General features: G+C 66.8%; 3 protein-coding genes. All 3 read right to left on the reverse strand.

Annotated elements, in window-relative coordinates:
- The coding region (gene clpX / locus ACFU8Q_RS40550; RefSeq protein WP_384464953.1) for an ATP-dependent Clp protease ATP-binding subunit ClpX at positions 1 to 1388 on the reverse strand (1388 nt) is incomplete at its 3' end.
- A gap of 157 nt (positions 1389 to 1545) precedes the next feature.
- Positions 1546 to 2226 carry an ATP-dependent Clp protease proteolytic subunit gene (locus tag ACFU8Q_RS40555; RefSeq protein ID WP_384464956.1) on the reverse strand — a complete coding sequence of 227 codons (681 nt, stop codon included), beginning with the start codon at positions 2224 to 2226 and terminating at the stop codon, positions 1546 to 1548.
- Positions 2227 to 2307: 81 nt separating this feature from the next.
- A complete protein-coding gene (locus ACFU8Q_RS40560) occupies positions 2308 to 2916 on the reverse strand; it encodes an ATP-dependent Clp protease proteolytic subunit (RefSeq protein WP_383756497.1) in 609 nt (202 codons plus the stop codon).
- Between the last annotated feature and the right edge of the window lie 235 nt (positions 2917 to 3151).

Genomic DNA, 3151 nt, shown 5'->3' on the forward strand with positions numbered 1-3151 from the left:
GCCTCGTACTGGCCGTACGCACCGTCGGCTTCCTGATCGCGGTGCCCGTCGGCGGTGTCCTCGCCGACCGCTGGTCGCGCCGCTCCGTCGTGCTGTGGTCCTCGCTCGCCGCCGCCGTCGCCCTTGCCGATCGTGCGCGGTTCGCGCGGGACCAGCGTCGGGTTCACGTTGTTGCGGACGACGTCCGCCGTGATGACGACGCGGGCGACGTCCTTGCGGGACGGTACCTCGTACATCACGGACTGGAGGACCTCCTCCATGATGGCCCGCAGGCCACGCGCGCCGGTGCCGCGCAGGATCGCCTGGTCGGCAATGGCCTCCAGGGCCGGGCGGTCGAAGTCCAGCTCGACACCGTCGAGTTCGAACAGTCGTTGATACTGCTTCACCAGCGCGTTGCGCGGCTCGACGAGGATCTGCAGCAGTGCCTCACGGTCCAGGTTGTGGACCGAGGTGAGGACGGGCAGCCGGCCGATGAACTCCGGGATCATCCCGAACTTCACCAGGTCCTCCGGCATGACCTCCTGGAACTGGTCGCTCGCCTCGATCTCGCGCTTGGAACGGATCGTCGCGCCGAAGCCGATGCCCTTGGCACCCGCCCGCGACTCGATGATCCTCTCCAGGCCGGAGAAGGCACCGCCCACGATGAACAGCACGTTCGTCGTGTCGATCTGGATGAACTCCTGGTGCGGGTGCTTCCGTCCGCCCTGCGGCGGTACGGAGGCGGTGGTGCCCTCCAGGATCTTCAACAGGGCCTGCTGGACGCCCTCGCCGGAGACATCGCGGGTGATCGACGGGTTCTCGCTCTTGCGGGCGACCTTGTCGATCTCGTCGATGTAGATGATCCCCGTCTCGGCCTTCTTGACGTCGTAGTCCGCGGCCTGGATCAGCTTCAGCAGAATGTTCTCGACGTCCTCGCCGACATAGCCGGCCTCCGTCAGCGCCGTCGCGTCGGCGATGGCGAACGGGACGTTGAGCATACGGGCCAGGGTCTGTGCGAGAAGCGTCTTGCCGGAGCCCGTGGGGCCCAGCAGCAGGATGTTGGACTTGGCCAGTTCGATGCCGTCGTCCCGGCCCTGGGCGCCGCCGTTCTCGCCCGCCTGGACCCGCTTGTAGTGGTTGTACACAGCGACCGAGAGGGCCTTCTTCGCGGGCTCCTGCCCGACGACGTACCCCTCGAGGAACTCGTAGATCTCGCGCGGCTTGGGGAGTTCCTCCCACCGCACCTCGGAGGTCTCCGCGAGCTCCTCCTCGATGATCTCGTTGCAGAGATCGATGCACTCGTCGCAGATGTACACACCGGGTCCCGCGATGAGCTTCTTCACCTGCTTCTGGCTCTTTCCGCAGAACGAGCACTTGAGCAGATCGCCGCCATCACCGATGCGTGCCACGAGGTGCTTCCCCTTCGCCTGGGAGCAGCTTGGTTCAGCGGCTCCTGGTGCCTCTATCCGACGGTACCTTGCCTGGCCCCCCGTTCGGGCCCCCCTTGGCACGGTTCACACGGCCGAGACCGGGCGAACCCACCGCGCCAAGGGGTGAAGGCCGATGTCAGACGGCCGTGGCCGTCTGCTTGCGGGTCGACACGATCTGGTCGACGAGACCGTAGGCGAGGGCTTCCTCGGCGGTCAGGATCTTGTCGCGCTCGATGTCGTCGCGGATCTTCTCCAGCGGCGTGGTGGAGTGCTTGGCCAGCATCTCCTCCAGCTGGGTGCGCATCCGCAGGATCTCGTTGGCCGCGATCTCCAGGTCGGAGAGCTGCTCCCGGCCGGTCTGCGAGGACGGCTGGTGGATCAGCACACGGGCGTTGGGCAGCGCCATCCGCTTGCCGGGCGTACCCGCGGCGAGCAGCACGGCCGCGGCGGAGGCCGCCTGGCCCATGCAGACCGTCTGGATGTCCGGCTTCACGAACTGCATCGTGTCGTAGATCGCGGTGAGCGCGGTGAACGAGCCGCCGGGGCTGTTGATGTAGATCGAGATGTCCCGGTCCGGGTCCATCGACTCCAGGCACAGCAGCTGCGCCATGACGTCGTTGGCGGAGGCGTCGTCGATCTGCACGCCGAGGAAGATCACGCGCTCCTCGAAGAGCTTCGCGTACGGGTCGTACTCACGCACGCCCTGCGAGGTGCGCTCCACGAAGCGCGGCACGATGTATCGGTTGTCCACCTGCGGGCCGGTGTAGAGGCCGCTCGCGGAGGCGCCGGGGAAGTTGTTCATGTGGGTGTTCACCATCCTGGTGGCGTTCTGTGGCTGGGTGTCTCGGCGTACGAGAGGTGCGCGGGGCGGTGGAGCCGGATCCGGTGGGTGACCGGATCAGGCGCCGGTGCCACCGCCGCCCGGAACGCCCGATGCGACCGTGATGATCTCGTCGATGAGGCCGTACTCCTTGGCCTCCTCCGCGGTGTACCAGCGGTCGCGGTCACCGTCGCGGATGATCGTCTCGACCGTCTGACCGGAGTGGCGGGCGGTGATCTCGGCCATCCGCTGCTTGGTGCGCAGCAGGTACTGTGCCTGGATCTTGATGTCCGAGGCCGTACCGCCGATGCCGGCCGAGCCCTGGTGCATGAGGATGTCGGTGTTCGGGAGCGCGAAGCGCTTGCCCGGGGTGCCGCCGGTGAGCAGGAACTGGCCCATCGAGGCCGCCATGCCCATGCCGATGGTGACCACGTCGTTCGGGATGTACTGCATGGTGTCGTAGACCGCCATGCCGGCCGTCACCGAGCCGCCGGGGCTGTTGATGTAGAGGTAGATGTCCTTGTCCGGATCGGCGGCAAGGAGAAGCATCTGCGCCGTGATCTTGTTGGCGATCTCATCGTCGACCTGCTGGCCCAGGAAGATGATGCGCTCGCCGAGCAGTCGGCTGTAGACCTGGTCACCGAGGCCTCCACCGAAGGGGGACGGCTCTCCGGCGGCGTAGGGCATCAGATTCGTCACGTATCCACCTGCTCGTCTCTGACGGCTCCGGCCGTCTCAGCGTCTTCGTACCGGTGGGCGGGGACTCCCCTGCCCTTCCTACTCATGGACCCTAACGCGCAGGTAGGACAACGCCATCCCGCTTCCGCAACTGTTCGCTGGGAGCGCAAGGTCAGCAGTCCGCACAAGGGTTGTGGGGCACCGTACGCCATACGACGACGGGCTCCGGACGCACAGCGTCCGG

The sequence above is a fragment of the Streptomyces sp. NPDC057543 genome (assembly GCF_042801895.1).
In the GTDB taxonomy this organism is placed as follows: domain Bacteria; phylum Actinomycetota; class Actinomycetes; order Streptomycetales; family Streptomycetaceae; genus Streptomyces.

What these genes read in the sequence shown, in the direction of transcription:
- ACFU8Q_RS40555 (WP_384464956.1), bottom strand. Translation starts at nt 2,226, where the DNA reads ATGGTGAACACCCACATGAACAACTTCCCCGGCGCCTCCGCGAGCGGC.
- ACFU8Q_RS40560 (WP_383756497.1), bottom strand. Translation starts at nt 2,916, where the DNA reads ATGCCCTACGCCGCCGGAGAGCCGTCCCCCTTCGGTGGAGGCCTCGGT.